The organism is Geobacillus zalihae (assembly GCF_030414215.1).
In the GTDB taxonomy this organism is placed as follows: Bacteria; Bacillota; Bacilli; order Bacillales; family Anoxybacillaceae; genus Geobacillus; species Geobacillus zalihae.
In genome coordinates this window covers 2,827,999-2,843,593 of the sequence record NZ_CP129217.1, presented here as the reverse complement: position 1 = coordinate 2,843,593, position 15,595 = coordinate 2,827,999, and the positions used below count along the sequence as shown (strand labels likewise).

Here is a 15,595-nt window from a genome sequence, read left to right as displayed (position 1 = left end):
AAAAGCTGGCCTCAACACGGGGGCCAGCTTCTTGCTTGCTTTGCTCCATTTCTTTTTTGACAGCTGCAATCGCCTTGCAGTCGGCCCGTTTTTCGGTGAAAACGGAAGTTGACTAGGAAAACAGGACGTAGAAATCCATTGTTTTCTTTAAATGAAAAAAAAATCAAGTCCCCGCCCGGCGTTGACTGCGAATGAAATACAACGCCTTTTCCACCGTTTGCGCATTTTTTTCGCTGATCTCCGCCTTGCGCGGGATCGGGGGATACAAGTCATCCGGGTCGTCCCACTCGAGCGGAAGCGCGACGGGTGAAAGCGGTTGCCAACGTTCGCGCCACTCATCCGGCAGCGGGCCGGACACATCGGCTTGTCCCGTCATCTCGAGCCAAAGGAGCGCCCATGCCCGCGGCACGACGCGCCAGATGTCATAGCCGCCGCCGCCGACGGCGATCCAGCGTCCGCCGCAATATTCATGCGCGATTTCGTGCGCGAGTTTCGGAATGGCGCGGTAGGTTTTCATCGTCACCGACAAATGGGTGAGCGGATCGTAATAGTGGGCGTCGACGCCGTTTTGCGTCACGATGACATCCGGGCGGAAAAAGTCGGCGATTTCCCGAAGCGCGGTCGTATAGGCGGCGATCCATGATTCGTCTTCCGTGAACGCATCAACGGGAATGTTGAACGAATAGCCGTAGCCCGCGCCTAAGCCGCGCTCGTTGACATTTCCGGTCCCTGGGAACAAATAGCGCCCCGTTTCATGAATGGAAAACGTGCAAACGTTCGGATCGTCGTAAAACGCCCATTGCACCCCGTCGCCGTGGTGGGCGTCCGTGTCGACGTACAACACGCGCAGTCCGTATTTCTCCCTGATGTATTGAATGGCGACCGCGCTGTCGTTGTAGACGCAAAAGCCGGATGCTTTGCCGCGGAAGCCGTGGTGCAGACCGCCGCCAAGGTTGAGCGCATGCTCGGCCGCTCCGGAAAGAACCGCGTCGACGGCGGTGAGGGTGCTGCCGACCAAAAGAGCGCTCGCTTCGTGCATGTTTGGGAAAATCGGCGTATCCTCGGTGCCAAGGCCGTAGTTTTGCGCCGCCGCTTCCGACAGCTCGCCGCGCCCGGCCGCTTTCACCGCCTCGATGTAGGAGCGGTCGTGAATGAGTGCGAGCTCGTCATCGGTCGCCATGCGCGGGGCGACGATCTGGCGGTCTTCGAGCGCGCCGAGCGTGCAAAGCAAGTCGTATGTCATTTTGACCCGCAGCTGGTTGAACGGATGGTCGTCATGAAATTTGTACTGAAGAAATTGCTCGCTATAGACGAATGCGCAGTTTCGGCTCATGACGTAACCCCCGGCAAGTTCGGCCATAGCACGCGATAGCCGGCGTTTTGCAAATCGCGGATCAATGGAAGCGGATTCATCGTCTGCACGCGGAAAACTAAAATTTTCTCATTCGGATCCGGAGCTGGATACACCAAGACGCTGGCGATGTTCACATGGCGCTCGCTGATGATGGCCGCCGCTTTGCTTAACATGCCGGTTTCGTTCGGCACTTTGATCTCGATTTGCGACCCCGGCTGGTGAACGCCGGTCAATTCAATGAACGTGCGGAGCAAATCCGTTTGCGTGATGATGCCGACGAGTTTCCCGTGATTGACGATCGGCAGACAGCCGATTCCGTGTTCGTAAAAGAGCGCCGCCACCTCCTCGACGAAATCGAGCGGATGGCCGACGATGAGGTCGGTTTTCATCATCGTGCTGACCGGTTTTTGCAAGTCTTCCAGATGTTCATGAAGATGGAAAATGGACGGGCTCGCGTCGCGCAAATCGCGATCGGTCACAAGGCCGATCAATCTCCCGCTTTCATCGATGACCGGCAGATGGCGGATGCGGTGATGTCTGAGCAGCTGCAGCGCTTCGGCGATCGTATTCGTGGGACGGAGTGTCACCACCCGCGTTTTCATGATTTGTTCGACAAGCATCGTTCTCCTCTCCCCTTTGTGCGTGGCATTTCATGCGCGCCGCCCGCAACCGGCAAGGCGGGCGCAAACGTCTGGACAGCCGAGAATGTCAGCTAGTACATATAGCGGTTCATAAACCGAAGCCGGTCGAACCGTTGAATTGATTCGGCGTCGACCCGTTTGCCAATGCGGACCATGAGGCAGTTCGCCGGATGGGAGCAAATTTCCGGGTCGTCGGTCGCATACCAGACGAGCCCGCCGGCGTTCATCATTTTCTCCATCACTTTTCGGTACTCCCATACGTTCAGCCCCGTGCCTTTTAGATCCCAATGCCAATAATACTCCGTTGTAATGATGATATAGTCTTCCATGGCGTCGTCCATCATCGAGACGATCAATAAATTTTTTCCGACGCCAAACCCGCGGAACTCCGGAATGACTTCAATGGCGCCAAGCTCGAGCAAATTTTCCATGTTCCCTTCCGACCAACGCTCAAGCGGATCGGGATACAAAAACGTCACATATCCGACAATCACCTCGCCGCGGCGGGCGATGATGATCCGCCCTTCCGGCAGCTTGGCGATTTCGATCAACGCTTTGTGCTGTTTGGCAGGCGGGCGGAAGGAAGTGAGGTCATGGTGGAATTCGTAGCTGGCCAACGCTTCCGGCGTCACCGGTCCTTCGATGAGGAGCGTTCCTTTCGGGGTTTTCAGCTCTTTGGCGTTATACGTTTTTTTATGTTCCATTCGTCCACCACCTGAATTGGTCGTTCTGCTTCCATTATACATAAAAATGGCGCCGGCTGGCGCGGTTCAAAAAAATTTCAAAAAAGCGGGGACAAGGAATATTTTAAAAATTGAGAAATGGTTTTCAATCGACTATAATAGAAATGTAATCACTTACATAAGGGGGATCGGAGAATGAACACAGAACGGCTTCCTGTCATACAAGGGGACTACAATTTGAAAAACTACGAAGAAACATATAAACAGTTTCAATGGTCGGAAGTGGAGAAAGAGTTTTCTTGGCATGAAACGGGCCGAGTCAACATGGCGTATGAGGCGATCGACCGCCATGCTGAGTCGTTCCGTAAAAATAAAGTGGCGCTCTATTACCGCGACGCGGTGCGGAACGAGAAATATACGTTCAAAGAAATGAAAGAGATGTCCAATAAGGTGGCGAACGTCTTAAAACAGGCGGCGGACATTCAGAAGGGCGACCGTGTGTTCGTGTTCATGCCGCGTTCTCCGGAACTGTACTTTGCGGTGCTTGGGATCATTAAAACCGGCGCCATCGTCGGGCCGTTGTTTGAGGCGTTCATGGAAGGAGCGGTGCGCGACCGTCTTGAAGACAGCGGGGCGAAGGCGATCATTACGACGCCGGAGCTTCTGCCGCGCGTGCCGGTCGGCGATTTGCCGGAGTTGAAGTACGTCTTTTTGGTCGGCGACGGCATTGTCGAGGAAGGGCCGTACATCGATTTGAAAAAGCGGATGAATGAGGCAAGCAAGCACTTCGACATCGAATGGGTCGACCGCCAAGACGGCTTGATTTTGCATTACACATCCGGTTCGACCGGCAAGCCGAAAGGCGTTTTGCACGTCCATAACGCGATGATTCAGCACTATCAAACGGCGAAATGGGTGCTCGACTTAAAAGAAGACGACATTTACTGGTGCACGGCTGACCCGGGGTGGGTGACCGGGACGTCGTACGGCATCTTCGGCCCGTGGCTGTGCGGAGCGTCAAGCGTCATCGTCGGCGGCCGCTTCAGCCCGGATGCTTGGTATCAAACGATCCAAGATTTCGGCGTCACCGTCTGGTACAGCGCGCCGACGGCGTTCCGCATGCTGATGGGCGCCGGCGATGAAGTCGTGAAAAAATATGATTTAAGCTCGCTCCGCCACATTTTGAGCGTCGGCGAGCCGCTCAACCCGGAAGTCATCCGCTGGGGGATGAAAGTGTTCGGCCGCCGCATCCATGATACGTGGTGGATGACGGAAACGGGCGCGCATCTCATTTGCAACTACCCGTGCATGGAAATCAAGCCGGGATCGATGGGGAAACCGATCCCAGGCGTCGAGGCGGCGATCATCGACGACCAAGGAAACGTCCTGCCGCCGTACCGGATGGGCAACTTGGCCATCAAAAAAGGCTGGCCGTCGATGATGAAAACGATTTGGAACAACCCGCAAAAATATGAATCGTACTTTATCGGCGACTGGTACGTATCCGGCGATTCGGCCTACATGGACGAAGACGGCTACTTCTGGTTCCAAGGCCGTGTTGACGATGTCATCAACACATCCGGCGAGCGCGTTGGGCCGTTTGAAGTCGAAAGCAAGCTCGTCGAGCATCCGGCCGTTGCCGAAGCCGGCGTCATCGGCAAGCCGGATCCGGTGCGCGGGGAAATCATCAAAGCGTTCATCGCGCTTCGCGAAGGGTACGAGCCGTCCGAGGAACTGAAAGAAGACATCCGCCAGTTCGTCAAAAAAGGGCTCGCCGCTCATGCCGCGCCGCGTGAGATCGAGTTCCGCGACAAACTGCCGAAAACGCGGAGCGGGAAAATCATGCGCCGCGTCTTAAAAGCGTGGGAGCTCAACTTGCCGACCGGCGATTTGTCGACGATGGAAGACTGATAGGGAGAGAAGAAGGGGCTGGCCCAAAACGCGATTGCGTTTTGGGATCAGCCCCTTTTCCATCCCCGTATGCATGCGCCGACAACGGCATTTTTGAAAGAAAGCCCATCTGTTCGGCCATGTCAGTCCGCGGCACTTGAGGACGGGGGAGAAGACGGCCCCCCGCTCTTTTGCTGATCGGAATGGGACGGCAGCGAAACGGGGTTCGACGGCGCCGATTCCTGTCCGGCGATGTCCACAGCAGTGACGCAGTACGCGGCGCCCGGCTGCAGCGGCGAAAACGAGGCTGCCTCGTCCGCTTTAACAGCGGCGGCGAGGCGTCGTTCCCCCGTTTCGTTCACTAGATAGACGCGGTAGCCGATGACATCCGGCTCGTTATGGCGATTCCAGACGAGCTTGCCCCCTGCAAGCCGAGCGGCGGGTGGAGCCGGTGGACGGCCGTTTTCCTTTAATGTGGAGACGAGCGATGCATCGCCCGCCTGCCCCTCGCCGTTGATCCCCCAATCGGCGAGAAGCTTCGGATTCACGATCACTTCGCGAGTGACAAACTCTTCCGGCGTCGTCTCAAGCGCCACATAGCGGCGTCCGCCGATGACGACGACCCGGCTTTCCATCACTTCCTCGCCGCTTCCTTCCCGCGGCGCAAACTTCGTATTGTACAGATCGTAACGGACGAGCCCGGCTTTTTCGCACGCGGCCGACGGGCTGAAGCCACTCGCGGCGCAGTAAGCGCGGCGGACGATGCCGCCTGGCATGAGAAACCGCTTCGGCGGAGCGATGAGCTTCGGGTTTTCTTGATAGGCAGCATTGATCAACCGCGCCCATAACAGCTGGGTGCGCTGGCTGTAGGAAAGCCCTTTGTAGCGGGATTCAAGCGGCGCCGGCCGGTCATAGCCGATCCAAACGCCGAACGTGACGTTCGGATTAACGGCGATAAACCACGAATCGCGCTTGTCTTGCGATGTCCCGGTTTTTCCCGCCCAATCGGCGGAAAAGGTCAAGTAGCGCGGCACCGACGAGGCCGTTCCGCCGTGAAGCACGCCGCGCATCATATCGATCATCAAGTACGACGTTTGCGGCGAAAACACCGGGACGGGTTTGCTTTGATGTTTGTAAACGATCTTTCCGTTTTTGTCCACAATCTTCTCGATCATGTAGGCGTCCACAAACGATCCGTAATTGGCGAACGTCGCATAGGCGTTGACGTTTTCCTCGACCGTGACGCCAATGTGCGTCCCGCCGATCGCCAAAGCCGGATTGGCTTCTTCTTGCTTCGAAACGCTCGTGATCCCCATTTTATGCAAATAGTCGATCGGATGGCGGGATCGAATTCTCATATACGTCCGAACGGCCGGAATGTTGAACGATTGCTGCAAGGCATAGCGCGCCGTGACGAGCCCGTGCGTTTTTCCGTCCGCGTTTTTCGGCGCATATGAACCGATCGAAAGCGGCAAGTCGGGAATGATCGTCGCCGGCTGGATGACGCCCATCTCCATCGCCGGCGCGTATACTAAGAGCGGTTTCATCGTTGACCCGTTGGACCGGTGCGCCTGGGTGGCGTGATTCAACTGCTCGCGCCCATAATCGCGTCCGCCGACGAAGCTGATGATTTTTCCCGTTTTGTTTTCGATGAGCATCGCCCCGACTTCGACCGGTTGGCGATGGGGGATCGTTTTCCCTGTTTTCTTGTCTTTGGTGTAATACACATTGTCGCTTCCGTAATACGGGTAGCGGGCAGCGATGCGCTGCATTTGTTCATAAATCTTTTTGTCGATCGTCGTATAAATCCGATATCCGCCTTGGCGCAGCGCTTTTTCCGCTTCGCCGAGATAGCGGCGGAAACGAGCGGGTTCGCGCTGCACTTCTTCCGGCTTATAACCGTCGCGCTTGGCGAACGTCTCGGCGAGCACCTCTTTCGCCCGCCGCTCAATCTCCATCGTCAAAAACGGATATTGTTCAAACGGCGACGGCTTCGGGGCGGCCAAATGCTTCGCCACATCATAGGAAAGCGCTTCCTTATACTGTTTTTCCGAGATGTAGCCGGCCCGTTTCATCCGGTAAAGCACCGTTTTCATCCGTTTCAATCCCGCCGAGAGGTCCGGTTTGACGCTGCCGTCAGCGGCAAACGGGGTGTAGACGAACGGGTTTTGCGGGAGCCCGGCCAAAAACGACGCTTGAGCGAGATTCAACTCTTTGGCGTTGACGCCAAAGACGCCTTGGGCCGCGGCTTGGATGCCGGCGATGTTGCGCCCTGAAGAATTGCGGCCGAACGGAACGACGTTTAAATACGCCTCTAAAATGTCTTCTTTGGAAAAAAATTTCTCCAGACGAAGCGAAAGCAGCATTTCTTTCGCCTTCCGCTCAAACGACACCTCGTTCGTCAACATCTGGTTTTTGACGAGCTGCTGCGTAAGCGTGCTCCCGCCGCTTTTGACCGGCGAGTTGGTCAGCTCTTGAAACACGGCGCGGATGACGGCCTTCGGAACGACGCCGTGATGTTCATAAAAATGTTCGTCTTCGGTCGCGATAATGGCTTGCACGACGTACGGAGACACGTCGGACAGGCGCACCGCCTCGCGGTCGAGGTCGGACCGGAACCGGCCTAAATATACACCGTTGGCAAAGTACATGTGGCTCGTTTCGCCGTAATGGTAAATCTCCTTTTTCATCTCGTCGGGAGAGGGAACGGGCATATCTTTGACCAAAAAGGCAAAATAGCCGGCGCCGGCGCCGATGGCAAAGCAGACAAGGCAGAGTGCGGCGACGAGCAAAATGAAGATGACGTTCCAAACCACATCGTATGTAAGGGAAAAATAATGCCACGCTTTTTCAAGAGAAATGGAAAGTTGGTTTCGCTTCATGCCAGCCCCCCTATGCGGCAAGTCATTATATATCAGTATACCATAGGAAGGGGAGGCATTGTGGAATTTTGCCGATTTTTCGCCGTTTGTGCGAAAAGCGTTAGGGTTGACAGCGAGTGCATCGCTATGGTAATAAGAATGTATATATTTCATATGAGAAAGCGATGATGGGAACAAGTAGCGGCTGTCTCCCTGGTGCAGAGAGCTGGCGGACGGTGCGAGCCAGTCCACAGGCAGGCGTGAATTACCTCCCTGAGCAGCGATGGCGAACGGTTTTGGCACCTAGTAGCCATCCGCCGGCCGGCGCCGTTACCCAAATGAGTGAGAAAGCACCATGCTTTCTAAGTAGGGTGGTACCGCGACGAACACTCGCCCCTTCATGACGGGCGGGTGTTTTCTTTTTCATGACATTCATAGAGAGGTGAAGGACATGGATTTGCTTGCGGAATTGCAATGGCGCGGGCTCGTCAACCAAACGACGGATGAAGACGGGTTGCGCAAGCTGTTGAATGAGGAGCGGGTGACGCTCTACTGCGGGTTTGACCCGACGGCGGACAGTTTGCATATCGGCAACTTGGCCGCCATTTTGACGCTGCGCCGCTTCCAGCAGGCGGGGCACCGGCCGATCGCCCTAGTCGGCGGAGCGACGGGGTTGATCGGTGACCCGAGCGGGAAAAAAAGCGAGCGCACGCTCAATGCCAAAGAAACCGTCGAGGCATGGAGCGCGCGTATTAAAGAACAGCTCGGCCGCTTTTTAGATTTTGAAGCGGACGGCAATCCGGCGAAAATCAAAAACAACTACGACTGGATCGGGCCGCTGGATGTCATTACGTTTTTGCGCGACGTCGGCAAGCATTTCAGCGTCAACTACATGATGGCGAAAGAGTCGGTTCAATCGCGCATCGAAACGGGCATTTCATTTACCGAGTTCAGCTATATGATGCTGCAGGCATACGATTTTCTCCGCCTGTACGAGACGGAAGGATGCCGCCTGCAAATCGGCGGGAGCGACCAATGGGGCAACATCACGGCAGGGCTTGAGCTTATTCGCAAAACGAAAGGCGAGGCGCGGGCGTTTGGCTTGACGATCCCGCTTGTGACGAAAGCGGACGGCACGAAATTCGGGAAAACGGAAAGCGGCACGATTTGGCTCGACAAAGAGAAAACGTCGCCGTACGAGTTTTACCAGTTTTGGATCAACACCGATGACCGCGATGTGATCCGTTACTTGAAGTACTTTACGTTCCTGTCGAAAGAGGAAATCGAAGCGCTTGAACAAGAGCTTCGTGAGGCCCCAGAGAAGCGGGCGGCCCAAAAGGCGCTTGCTGAGGAAGTGACAAAGCTCGTGCACGGCGAAGAGGCGCTCAGGCAAGCGATTCGCATTTCTGAAGCGCTCTTTAGCGGCGATATTGGCAATTTGACAGCGGCGGAAATTGAGCAAGGGTTCAAAGATGTGCCGTCATTCGTTCATGAAGGAGGCGACGTTCCGCTTGTCGAGCTGCTCGTTTCTGCCGGCATTTCGCCATCGAAGCGGCAAGCGCGCGAAGACATCCAAAACGGCGCCATTTACGTCAACGGCGAGCGCCTTCAAGACGTCGGAGCCATATTAACGGCTGAACACCGCCTTGAGGGGCGGTTTACGGTCATCCGCCGCGGGAAGAAAAAGTATTATTTGATTCGCTACGCCTAAGAAAAAAGATCCGAAATGCCGATGCATTTCGGATCTTTTTTGCGCCTTAACGCGAGTAGAACTCGACGATGAGCGCTTCGTTGATTTCCGCCGGCAGTTCGGAACGCTCCGGCAAGCGGGTGTACGTCCCTTCCATTTTTTCCGGATTGAACGTCAAGTAATCTGGAATGTAGTTGTTCGCTTCGAGCGCTTCTTTAATCACTTGCAAGTTGCGCGATTTTTCGCGAACGGCGATCGTTTGTCCCGGTTTGACGCGGTACGACGGGATGTTGACGCGGCTGCCGTCGACCAAAATGTGGCCGTGCGTCACGAGCTGGCGGGCTTGACGGCGCGTGCGGGCCAACCCTAAGCGATAGACGAGGTTGTCTAGGCGCGATTCTAACAAAATCATGAAGTTTTCGCCGTGTTTGCCCGGCATTTTGCCTGCTTCTTCAAACGTTTTGCGGAATTGGCGTTCGTTCACGCCGTACATATGGCGCAGCTTTTGTTTTTCTTGCAGCTGCAAGCCATATTCCGACAATTTCCGCCGTTGCCCTGGACCGTGTTGGCCAGGCGGATACGGACGTTTTTGCAATTCTTTCCCCGTGCCGCTCAATGAGATGCCAAGGCGGCGGGAAATTTTCCACATTGGGCCAGTATAACGAGCCATTCGTTGCTCCTCCTTACGCTTTTATTCCCGTAAAATAAAAGCAGATGTGCGCCAACAATTACGGCCATTTTGTTTTCATGCATCCTCGCTCTCGCAGCTAAGAGTTACGCGATGCACCTCGGCGGGCCGAGGAACAAAATGAACCATAAAGGTGGGCACAAAGGCTGCTATATTTTACACAAAGGCTATTATATGATTTTTAGAGGATAAAGTCAACATTTTGTTTTCCCTCTTCTCGATTTGTATGATATAATAAAAGATGCAATTTTTAGAAAAAAATTGTCATCCCATTCTCTCGCTTGGAATGATGATGCCGGTTTGGGTGGAAAAGGCGATGAACAAGGAAGAAATGAAGCGGTATGAATCATTTAAACAAAAATTTTTCCACTGGTTTTTAGCGTTTCAGGACGATGGGCCGTTTTCGGCGGCGGCGGGCGAGTTGCTCGCGCTGCTGAAAGAAGAGCTGGCGCTCGAGCAATCCGTTTTTTATTTGTACGACCCGGTGCGGGCTGTCTTTTATCCGGAAGCGGCAGCGGTTGGGGAGTCGAGTGCTTTGCCGATCGCGGCTGATGGAGAGCGGAAAGTCGCTGTTGTCGATGCCGGTGGGCCGCATATGGCGGCCCGGCTCTTTTTCATGCTTTCTGATGAGACGCCGGCGATGGTCGAGCTCGTGTATCGAAAAGATGGCGGTTTTGACGAGCGGTTGTTGTGGGAGATCCGGACGGATTTGGCGCGATTGTTCCGGAAGCTTAGCGCGGTGCTGCAAGGAGAGGGCGAAGAGAAACGGTATGGACAGTTGCATCGCTTCGCCGCCAAAATTCATTCCTCGATGCATATCGATGTTGTGCTTGAAGAAATTATCCGCACGCTGCAAAACGTCTATCCATCGTTCACCTACCACCTTCTGTTGTCGCATGACAACCATCTGCGCGGAAATTTGCCGATCAAAACGCTTGTATTGGATGAAAGGGAAAAACAGACGGCGGCGTTGCGGGCGTTTTTGACTGGACAAGTGCAATGCGAGGAGATGGAGGCGCCGCCGCGCTCGGTGCTGTACGCCCCGATTAAAGGGGTGCAGGCGGTGTATGGGGTGATTGAAATTATCGCCCCATACGCTGCGCCATTTCCAAAACGAGAGATTCATTTTATTTCGCTGTTGGCGAGCACGGCTGGAAGCGCGCTGGAGAACGCCAAGTTGTATGAACAGTCGCGCCGGCTTGTCTCCGATTTGCAGCTGATCAATGACACAATGCGCCAATTGAACGCCCGGCCGCGGCTTCATGAAGCCATTGAGTACATGGTATCGCAAATCCAACAATCGTTCGGCGCGGATGAAGTCGGTTTTTTCCGGTTTGCCGACGGCAAGTGGGAGCTTTTTCCAGGCAGCACGCCGTTTTTTTTCGACCATCGGTCCGAGCCCTATATCGAATGGGTGGAAAAGCGGCGCCAAAGCGGAAATGACATTTTATTTGCCGGCGATGTATGCGTGTCCGCTTTCGGTCCATTTCGCTCCATCATGGCGGCGCCGATGCAGCAAAACAAAGAAACGAAGGGACTGTGCATTGCGCTCGCCAGCGAGCCGTACCGCTTTACGTTTGAGATGTTCAAGCTCTTGGAATCCCTCGTTCAACATTCAACGCTGGCGTTTATGAACGCGATGCTGCGCGAAGAGCTCGAGAAGATGGTGGTCACCGATTATTTGACAAAGCTGCATACGCGCCGCTACTTGGACGAGCGGATCCAACAGTCGATGGGAACCGATGCGTCGGGAGCGTTCATGTTGCTTGACATTGACAACTTTAAGCAAATCAACGATGTGTACGGCCATCAAACAGGCGATGAAGTGCTTGTTCAAGTGGCAGAGACGATGCGCGCCAACATTCGCGACAGCGATGTGGCGGCGCGTTGGGGCGGGGAAGAGCTGGCGGTGTATTTGCCGAACGTGCCGCTGTCCGACGCCGTTGCCGTCGCCCGGCGCATCATGGAAAAAGTGCGGGAGCAAACGATCCCGGCGGTGACCGTGTCGTGCGGCATATCATGGTGGGGGCATGGCGGCTTTCAAGATGCAGAGCAGCTGTTCAAACGAGCTGACGCCGCGCTTTATATGGCGAAGGAGATGGGAAAAAACTGCATTTTTGTGCACGATGACGGTCATGTGTATAAGGTGTAAAAAAAGGAATCCGGGCAAGCGGATTCCTTCTTCGCGCTTGGTGCGCTTTTTTCGTCAGGCGGACATGAGCACGCTGGCAAACTGCTCCAAGTAGCGGCGGTCGATGTCATCGAAGCGGTTTTTCACCGGGCTGTCGATGTCAAGAACGCCGATGACGCGTCCGTCTTTGATGAGCGGCACGACGATTTCCGATTGAGACGCTGCATCGCAGGCGATATGGCCCGGGAATTGGTGAACGTCCGGAACGACCACCGTCCGCCGCTCGGCGGCCGCCGTGCCGCACACCCCCTTGCCGAACGGAATGCGCACGCATGCCGGCAAGCCTTGGAACGGGCCAAGCACAAGCTCCTCGCCGTCTGCGAGATAAAACCCGACCCAATTGATGTCGGTGAAAAACTGGTTGAGCAAGGCGGCTGCGTTCGCCAAGTTGGCGATGAAGTTGGGTTCCCCGGAAATGAGCGATTTCAGCTGTTCGATGACGAGCGCGTAATTTTCTTCGCGTGTTCCGTTGTAAGCCATGGGACGAAACATAGAACTAGCCTCCTTTTTCATCATGGTTGGAGCAGGACTCTGGCCTCAACATCCAGCAGGATGCAAGCAGGGAAATGGCTGATTCGCCTATTTTATGACGGCTGCGGGCGGTTGTCAACCGAAAGAGCCTCGCGGTCCATCCTCTCCCGTCCTTGGTGCAAGTCGGCGGCGCGATGGGCGTCGGATCCGTAGACGATCGGGATGCCCCGCCGCCGCGCCTCGGCGATCACGCCGCCCGGCGGATACGGCTCAAGGCAGAGCGGTTTGGCGGCGCCGGCGCCGTTGTAGTCCAATTCATAGCCGAACTGCTTGATGTCATCGAGAATGGCAACAATCCACTCATCCATTGGTTCCAAGCATGGGAAACGGCGTTGGAACTTGCGCACAAGCGTCATATGGCCGATGCGTCTCGGTTTGTAGCGGCCAAGCTCCGTGCGGATCGATTGCCGCACCGTTTCGTAGTAGGCGCGGTGGACGCGTTCGACCGATCCGAACAAGCGGACGATGTCGGCGAACATATCTTCGCTGTAATCAAGGCATACATATTGCCCTTCGTGGGCCAAAAAGTGAACCGATAAAATGCTGTCGTCAAGCAGCGGGCCGACCTCGTCGAGCAGGCGGGTTGTTTCTTCCTCAAAGCCAGGAATAAAATCGACTTCGAGCCCGACACGGATGGCAATGTCGTTTCGGTAGCGGGCTTTCACCTCAGCGACGGCGTGCAAATAGCGCTCAAGCTGGCTAAGCTTCATCGAACAGTCCTGGTTGGGCGTTGGATCGATAAACCGCTCAGGAAGCGGGGCGTGCTCCGTAAAGGAAATGTCGGTATAGCCCAGTTCGATCGCGCGCTCTACATAGGCCTCAAGCGGATCTTGGCTTCCGTGCGGACAAAACGGCGTATGAATATGCCCGTCGCGCATGATCGATTTTCCTCCTTTCTCCCTTATGTATCATAGCAAAAATAGTGAAGATTCTTGTAAAAAAAATAAAAATTTTGGTCAAAAAATGTCGTTAACATGGTATCATAAAAACATTGAAAAACATATATTTTTGCCTTCTCCGCTATTTTCGTTTGTTCGATAGAAGTAGCTTGAATGCAAGGAGGGCATCAGCGGATGGGAATGGCATGGATCGTTCTGCTCCTCGGAGCGGGGGCAATCATATATAATCATGTGTACCGGAAGCGGATGTACCGGGAAATCGATCGGCTCGAGGAATGGAAAATCAACTTGATGAACCGGCCGGTGCCGGATGAGCTGGCGAAAGTGAAACAGCTGAATATGACAGGGGAGACGGAGCAGCTGTTTGAACGATGGCGCCAGCAATGGGACGACATTGTGGCAGTGAAGCTGCCGAATGTGGAAGAACAGCTGTTTGACGCGGAGCGGCTGCTCGACAAATACCGCTACCGGCAGGCGCGCCGGCTGCTTGGGCAGATCGCCGACGGATTGCGTCGTCTTGAGGAAGAAGTGCATGAAATCATTCATGAAGTGAATGAGTTGATCGGCAGCGAGGAACAAAGCCGGGCGGAGATCGAGGAGCTGCGTGCGGCTCACCGGGAAGCGAAAAAGGCGCTGCTTGCTTACCGTTATACGTTCGGTTCGGCTGCCGACTTGCTTGACGTCCGTTTAACGGAAGCGGAAAAGCAGTTTCAGCGGTTTGCCGAATTGACGGAAGCCGGCAACTATTTGGCGGCGCGCGATGTGGTTCTGACGTTGAAGGAAGAGCTCGGCCGGCTCACATCCATGATGGAAGAAATTCCTAAAATTCTTGGCGAATGCCAAACGTCGTTGCCAGCTCAGCTCGCTGAGTTGGCTGATGGCTATCGAGAGATGGAAGAGCGCGGATACATCCTTGACCATTTGCACATGGAGCGCACGCTTCAGGAAAAACGGGAAAAAATCGAGCAATGTCTGGCCATGATCCATGAGCTGCGCATCGAAGAAGCGAAGCAGATTGTCGCTGAGCTGAAAGAAGAGATCGACGCGCTCTACGATTTGCTCGAAAACGAAGTGCTCGCGCATCAATATGTGCAAACGGAAATGCCGCGCCTCAGCGGCATGCTTCAGGAGCTTGCCGCCGAGGCGAAGGAAACCGAGGCCGAGGCGCTGTTCGTCCAGCAAAGCTACCATTTGGCGCCAAGCGACCTCGAAAAGTACCGGAGCATCGAAAAGCAGCTGCACCAGTTGCAAAAGCGGTTTTTTCTCATTCAAGACCGCGTTGCCGAGGCGAAAACAGCGTATTCGCTCCTGAAAGAGGAGCTTGAGCAGCTTGTGTCCCAAATCGACCTCATGAAGGAAGAGCATGAACAGTTTCGAACGATGCTGCAGACGCTGCGCAAAGACGAATTGATCGCCCGCGAAAAGCTTGACGGCATGAGAAAAACATTGGCCGAGGCGCTCCGCCTTGTGCAAAAAAGCCGGCTGCCGGGGCTGCCTGAACCGTATGCGCTTGAATTGGCGGAAGCGAGACGCAGCTTGCAAGCCGTTGCCGCGCGTCTTGAAGAAAAGCCGCTTGACATGCCGGCGGTCGACCAAGCGTTGGAGGAGGCGAAAGCGGCTGTGGAACGGTTGTATGAGCGGACGGTGGAAATGATCGAACAGGCGACGCTGGCGGAGCGGACGATTCAATACGGCAACCGCTACCGACGCCGCTATCCAGCGGTCCGCAAAGGGCTGGAAGAAGCCGAATTTTTATTTCGCCATTATGATTATGAGGAGGCGCTCCGGCAAGCGGTGGCGGCCGTTGAAGAAGTCGAGCCGGGCGCGTTTGACCGTGTGCAGAAATTATGGCAGGAGGATAACAGCCGGGAACAGTGATCAACCACCTGATCACGAGTATTGATTATCCATTATTTTACTAAAAAACACAGCACAAGCTTTTCTGCCTCTTCTCTCGAACAGGAACGAAGCCCGGAATATTTTGAATGAGGGGGCTTCGTTTGCTGTCTTCGTAAGGCAGCCAAACCGTGGGACGCACGGGGATGGCTTGGCTGACAGCCTGCCGTGGGGCGGGTGTTCCCAAGAATCTCCCACCTCTAAGCGCAGGTGGGAGATTGTTCAATGGGTTTTTGGTGAATAATGTAAATGACGGTGTGTTTTCGTTGCC

At 54.9% G+C, this 15,595-nt stretch carries 11 protein-coding genes and 1 other annotated feature; of the genes, 4 read left to right on the top strand and 7 right to left on the bottom strand.

What is annotated here, in order from left to right; genetic code table 11:
* Positions 1 to 163: 163 nt before the first annotated feature.
* The 3 genes from QWV57_RS14315 to QWV57_RS14305 all read right to left on the bottom strand — a co-directional run bounded on the left by QWV57_RS14315 (position 164) and on the right by QWV57_RS14305 (position 2,699).
* Positions 164 to 1,333, bottom strand: coding sequence for an acetoin utilization protein AcuC (locus tag QWV57_RS14315; protein WP_011232283.1), 1,170 nt, complete (start codon positions 1,331 to 1,333; stop codon positions 164 to 166).
* Positions 1,330 to 1,974, bottom strand: a complete 645-nt coding sequence (locus tag QWV57_RS14310; RefSeq protein WP_129447149.1) for an acetoin utilization AcuB family protein — start codon at positions 1,972 to 1,974, stop codon at positions 1,330 to 1,332. Before QWV57_RS14310 ends, QWV57_RS14315 begins: the two co-directional genes overlap by 4 nt.
* Positions 1,975 to 2,066: 92 nt before the next feature.
* The gene (locus QWV57_RS14305) at positions 2,067 to 2,699 is read right to left on the bottom strand and encodes a GNAT family N-acetyltransferase (protein ID WP_011232281.1); all 633 of its coding nucleotides are present in this window, start codon (positions 2,697 to 2,699) and stop codon (positions 2,067 to 2,069) included.
* Positions 2,700 to 2,873: 174 nt separating this feature from the next.
* Between QWV57_RS14305 and acsA the strand changes: the two genes are divergently transcribed.
* The gene (gene acsA / locus QWV57_RS14300; RefSeq protein ID WP_020756151.1) at positions 2,874 to 4,589 is read left to right on the top strand and encodes an acetate--CoA ligase; all 1,716 of its coding nucleotides are present in this window, start codon (positions 2,874 to 2,876) and stop codon (positions 4,587 to 4,589) included.
* A 122-nt stretch (positions 4,590 to 4,711) separates the two neighbouring features.
* Here the strand turns inward: acsA and QWV57_RS14295 are convergent, their stop codons facing one another.
* On the bottom strand, positions 4,712 to 7,450 hold the full coding sequence (locus QWV57_RS14295) for a transglycosylase domain-containing protein (RefSeq protein ID WP_081212684.1): 2,739 nt from the start codon (positions 7,448 to 7,450) through the stop codon (positions 4,712 to 4,714).
* Positions 7,451 to 7,605: 155 nt separating this feature from the next.
* Positions 7,606 to 7,830 (top strand) — a binding site (T-box leader).
* 50 nt (positions 7,831 to 7,880) lie between these two features.
* On the opposite strand from QWV57_RS14295, the gene tyrS reads away from it, so the two are divergent.
* Positions 7,881 to 9,140, top strand: a complete 1,260-nt coding sequence (gene tyrS / locus QWV57_RS14290; RefSeq protein ID WP_060788022.1) for a tyrosine--tRNA ligase — start codon at positions 7,881 to 7,883, stop codon at positions 9,138 to 9,140.
* 46 nt (positions 9,141 to 9,186) lie between these two features.
* Here the strand turns inward: tyrS and rpsD are convergent, their stop codons facing one another.
* Positions 9,187 to 9,789, bottom strand: coding sequence for a 30S ribosomal protein S4 (rpsD, locus tag QWV57_RS14285; protein ID WP_011232276.1), 603 nt, complete (start codon positions 9,787 to 9,789; stop codon positions 9,187 to 9,189).
* Positions 9,790 to 10,099: 310 nt separating this feature from the next.
* Between rpsD and QWV57_RS14280 the strand changes: the two genes are divergently transcribed.
* A complete protein-coding gene (locus tag QWV57_RS14280; protein WP_081132779.1) occupies positions 10,100 to 11,959 on the top strand; it encodes a sensor domain-containing diguanylate cyclase in 1,860 nt (619 codons plus the stop codon).
* A gap of 54 nt (positions 11,960 to 12,013) precedes the next feature.
* Here QWV57_RS14280 and QWV57_RS14275 read toward each other — a convergent pair whose 3' ends face one another.
* Together QWV57_RS14275 and hisJ are read right to left on the bottom strand one after the other, a co-directional pair.
* Positions 12,014 to 12,490, bottom strand: a complete 477-nt coding sequence (locus tag QWV57_RS14275; protein ID WP_015375636.1) for a GAF domain-containing protein — start codon at positions 12,488 to 12,490, stop codon at positions 12,014 to 12,016.
* A 92-nt stretch (positions 12,491 to 12,582) separates the two neighbouring features.
* Complete coding sequence (hisJ, locus tag QWV57_RS14270; protein WP_015375635.1) at positions 12,583 to 13,407, bottom strand: histidinol-phosphatase HisJ; 825 nt, start codon at positions 13,405 to 13,407, stop codon at positions 12,583 to 12,585.
* Between the two features lie 195 nt (positions 13,408 to 13,602).
* On the opposite strand from hisJ, the gene ezrA reads away from it, so the two are divergent.
* Positions 13,603 to 15,306: a septation ring formation regulator EzrA gene (gene ezrA, locus QWV57_RS14265; protein WP_033004883.1), complete on the top strand. Its 1,704-nt coding sequence runs from the start codon at positions 13,603 to 13,605 to the stop codon at positions 15,304 to 15,306.
* Positions 15,307 to 15,595 lie beyond the last annotated feature (289 nt).

What these genes read in the sequence shown, in the direction of transcription:
- QWV57_RS14315 (WP_011232283.1), bottom strand. Translation starts at nt 1,333, where the DNA reads ATGAGCCGAAACTGCGCATTCGTCTATAGCGAGCAATTTCTTCAGTAC.
- ezrA (WP_033004883.1), top strand. Translation starts at nt 13,603, where the DNA reads ATGGGAATGGCATGGATCGTTCTGCTCCTCGGAGCGGGGGCAATCATA.
- tyrS (WP_060788022.1), top strand. Translation starts at nt 7,881, where the DNA reads ATGGATTTGCTTGCGGAATTGCAATGGCGCGGGCTCGTCAACCAAACG.
- rpsD (WP_011232276.1), bottom strand. Translation starts at nt 9,789, where the DNA reads ATGGCTCGTTATACTGGCCCAATGTGGAAAATTTCCCGCCGCCTTGGC.
- hisJ (WP_015375635.1), bottom strand. Translation starts at nt 13,407, where the DNA reads ATGCGCGACGGGCATATTCATACGCCGTTTTGTCCGCACGGAAGCCAA.
- QWV57_RS14310 (WP_129447149.1), bottom strand. Translation starts at nt 1,974, where the DNA reads ATGCTTGTCGAACAAATCATGAAAACGCGGGTGGTGACACTCCGTCCC.
- acsA (WP_020756151.1), top strand. Translation starts at nt 2,874, where the DNA reads ATGAACACAGAACGGCTTCCTGTCATACAAGGGGACTACAATTTGAAA.
- QWV57_RS14295 (WP_081212684.1), bottom strand. Translation starts at nt 7,450, where the DNA reads ATGAAGCGAAACCAACTTTCCATTTCTCTTGAAAAAGCGTGGCATTAT.
- QWV57_RS14280 (WP_081132779.1), top strand. Translation starts at nt 10,100, where the DNA reads ATGCCGGTTTGGGTGGAAAAGGCGATGAACAAGGAAGAAATGAAGCGG.
- QWV57_RS14275 (WP_015375636.1), bottom strand. Translation starts at nt 12,490, where the DNA reads ATGTTTCGTCCCATGGCTTACAACGGAACACGCGAAGAAAATTACGCG.
- QWV57_RS14305 (WP_011232281.1), bottom strand. Translation starts at nt 2,699, where the DNA reads ATGGAACATAAAAAAACGTATAACGCCAAAGAGCTGAAAACCCCGAAA.